Genomic DNA, 3,087 nt, shown 5'->3' on the forward strand with positions numbered 1-3,087 from the left:
TATTCTTGGTTTGCTAATTCTCGGACCTCGTCAGAGATCCCCGGCGCGATTGTGGGTGCACTCATTTACTTCTCCTTGTCAGTTGTTGAAAGTTTCTGTCGGGCAATTGGGGGCGATCAGTGCCCCTGGGGTGGCAGGGCGGCCACGAGCGGGTGATCCTTGGCATAGGGACCCACCTTCGCCGCTCCGCCCGGGGAGCCGATGTCGTCGAAGAACTCGACATTGGCCGTGTAATAGTCGGCCCACTGCTCCGGCACGTCGTCTTCGTAGTAGATCGCCTCGACCGGGCAGACAGGTTCACAGGCACCGCAGTCGATGCATTCATCGGGGTGGATGTAGAGCGAGCGCTCGCCCTCATAAATGCAATCGACCGGGCATTCGTCAATACATGCCCTGTCCTTGACATCCACGCACGGCAACGCGATGACATACGTCACAGTGCGGCCCGCACCGAGTGCTCCAAGAATATTTCCTGACCGAACCCCATTAGGCTGTCACCCCAAATACCGCGGGCACCTGATCGAGAGCGTTCAGTAGGGCGTTGACCTCGGTCACCGTGTTGTATGCGGCGAAGCTGGCTCGTGTCGTCGCCGCCACGTTCATGCGCTGATGCAGCGGCATGGCGCAGTGGTGGCCAACCCGAACGGCGACCCCGGCATCGTCAAGGATTTGGCCGACATCATGCGCGTGCACACCGTCGACCACGAATGAGACCACACCAGATCGGTCTTGGCTGTCGATCGGCCCGATGACTCGAACCCACGGTCGTTTTGCGAGGCCGGCGAGCAGAACCTCGGTCAGGGCGTGCTCGTGGGCACTCACCCGCGACATACCCAAGCGGGTCAAGTAATCGCAGGCAGCGGCCAGGCCTACGGCCTGTGCTGCCACCGGGACACCGGCCTCGAAGCGTTGCGGCGGTGCGGCGTAGGTCGAGCCTTCCATGCGGACGGATTCGATCATCGAGCCTCCGGTGAGGAATGGGGGCATGGCTTCCAGGAGAGCGTAGCGGCCCCAGAGGACGCCGACTCCTAAGGGGCCGAACATCTTGTGGCCGCTGAAAGCGACGAAGTCCACGCCGAGATCGACCACGTCAATGGCTAAGTGCGGTACCGACTGGCTGGCGTCCAGGACGGTCAATGCACCGACCATCCTGGCTCGATCCACGATGACTGCAACAGGATTGATCGTACCCAGAACGTTGGACACCTGAGTGAATGCGACCACCTTGGTATGCTCAGTGATCACCGTCTCCAGATCGGTCAGGTCAAGACGGCCATCGTCAGTGATACCAATCCAGCGCAGGGTAGCGCCGCTGCGCCGGGCAAGTTCCTGCCACGGAACGAGATTGGCGTGATGCTCCATCCCAGTGACCACTATTTCGTCTCCCGCGCCCAGCGCGAACCGCGCCGCAACATCCGCGTCGACGCCGTACATGGCCCCCACCGCCGCCGCATTGCTGAAGGAATACGCCACAAGATTCAGCGCTTCGGTCGCGTTTTTGGTGAACACCACCTCCTGAGTATGCGCACCGATGAAACGGGCAACCGTCGCTCGCGCAGACTCAAACGCGTCGGTGGCTTCCTCAGCCAGTTGATGAGCGCCACGGTGAACTGCAGAGTTGTGCTGCTCATAGAACGAACGCTCTGCTTCGAGCACCTGACGCGGCTTCTGCGACGTCGCCCCGGAATCCAAATACACCAACGGTTTAGCGCCACGCACCAGACGCGTAAGAATGGGAAAATCGGCACGGATGGCGGCCGACTCTTCGGTGGTGAATGCCTCATTCGCACCGACGTCACACTGCGTATTATCGGAGTCGGCGATCGCCTGCACTCCGGAAATTATCCCTGCACTGATACTCATGCAATAGACCCTTCACTTGGGTTGTTCATTTCGGACGTCGTCGGCATGGCAAGAGCGTTGACGGGGATCACCGTCGTACAGACGTGCTCGCCCCCAACAAGTGTTGTTTGCCGTTCAACCGGCACTCCCAGCAGTCGCGAAAACACTTCGGTCTCAACGTCGCAGAAAACCGGGAACTCGGCTGCGACGTGTAGAACCGGGCAATGCCCCTGGCACAGCTGCACGCTGGCCACGGGCAGTCCCTCTTCGGCCGAACGGATCGACGCTGCAAAACCGTCAGCGCTCAGGACCGATGCCAGTGCCTGTGCGCGAGCGCGCACATCGCCACCCGTTGGGGGCAGCTGTGCGGCATACCGCGCTTCGAGCTGTGCGCTACGCTCACGGGCGAACTCGCCCACGGCATCCGCACCGGCGTGTTCTGCAAGAAAGCGCAACGCCGAGGTGGCCACATCGGCGTAGTCACTACTCATCCCGGCATGACCAGCCTCGGAGAGAACGTACGCGCGGGCCGGCCTGCCACGGCCACGGCCACCGGCTGTGGCGACCTCGCGTTCCTCGATGGCGCCTTGCTCGGCGAGCAGGTCAAGGTGACGGCGTACGGCGGCGGGCGTCAGCCCCAAACGTGAGGCAAGGTCGGCAGCGGTCAGTGGGCCGTCCGCAGCGAGGAGCTGCTGGACCCGGTCCCATGTGCGGGTCTCAACACCATTCGGTCCGTGCGTCGACCCGTCTGTACCCTCGGATCCGCGGCGGTGGGTTATTAACATTACACAAGCATGCTCTAATTTGACTCGGCTATCAAGTCGGCGCGTCGACTCATAAAAACCTCCGTCCATGGTGGGCTTTCGCAGTTTGGGCTGGACTCACGTGGCGTAAGCAAGGGTTAGCTGTTGGACTATTTCGGGTGCGCATTTCATAAATGCCCACCGCTCCCTGTTTTGGGACATTACGGTCCGAAACTATTGAGAGAGACAAGGCGGCGTCCAAAATGCCGACCTCTGGCGGCTTTTACTGGGTGTCGAAAGACGGTCCTGGAGCGCCCAATTTCGATGACGGGCGCGACAGATCGTCTGCCGGGCCGGGACAATGGAGTGTGGGGGCTGCGCTCACCGGGGTACGACCTGTGGCTTTGCACAGGCGCAGGCGTGACCCGGCATCACCTGCGCAAACGCCCAGGAGCTCGCCTAGCCACCCTGCCGCCCCGCAAAAGCGGCATCGCCCACCTTC

The 3,087-nt window shown here is 61.7% G+C and carries 3 protein-coding genes; all 3 read right to left on the bottom strand.

All coding sequences use genetic code 11. The features are described from left to right. Window positions 1–116: 116 nt before the first annotated feature. From fdxA to CXY73_RS00265, 3 genes are read right to left on the bottom strand one after another with little or no spacing between them, the layout of a single operon-like run. Window positions 117–437, bottom strand: coding sequence for a ferredoxin (gene fdxA, locus CXY73_RS00255; protein ID WP_104176414.1), 321 nt, complete (start codon window positions 435–437; stop codon window positions 117–119). Between the two features lie 49 nt (window positions 438–486). Beyond that, the gene (locus tag CXY73_RS00260; protein WP_104176415.1) at window positions 487–1,863 is read right to left on the bottom strand and encodes a SufS family cysteine desulfurase; all 1,377 of its coding nucleotides are present in this window, start codon (window positions 1,861–1,863) and stop codon (window positions 487–489) included. After that, window positions 1,860–2,627 carry a metalloregulator ArsR/SmtB family transcription factor gene (locus tag CXY73_RS00265; protein WP_104176416.1) on the bottom strand — a complete coding sequence of 256 codons (768 nt, stop codon included), beginning with the start codon at window positions 2,625–2,627 and terminating at the stop codon, window positions 1,860–1,862. Before CXY73_RS00265 ends, CXY73_RS00260 begins: the two co-directional genes overlap by 4 nt. Between the last annotated feature and the right edge of the window lie 460 nt (window positions 2,628–3,087).

It is taken from the genome of Cryobacterium sp. Y50 (assembly GCF_002929805.1).
Lineage (GTDB): Bacteria > Actinomycetota > Actinomycetes > Actinomycetales > Microbacteriaceae > Cryobacterium.

Coding starts and splice junctions, on each gene's coding strand:
- CXY73_RS00265 (WP_104176416.1), bottom strand. CDS start 2,627: ATGTTAATAACCCACCGCCGCGGATCCGAGGGTACAGACGGGTCGACG.
- CXY73_RS00260 (WP_104176415.1), bottom strand. CDS start 1,863: ATGAGTATCAGTGCAGGGATAATTTCCGGAGTGCAGGCGATCGCCGAC.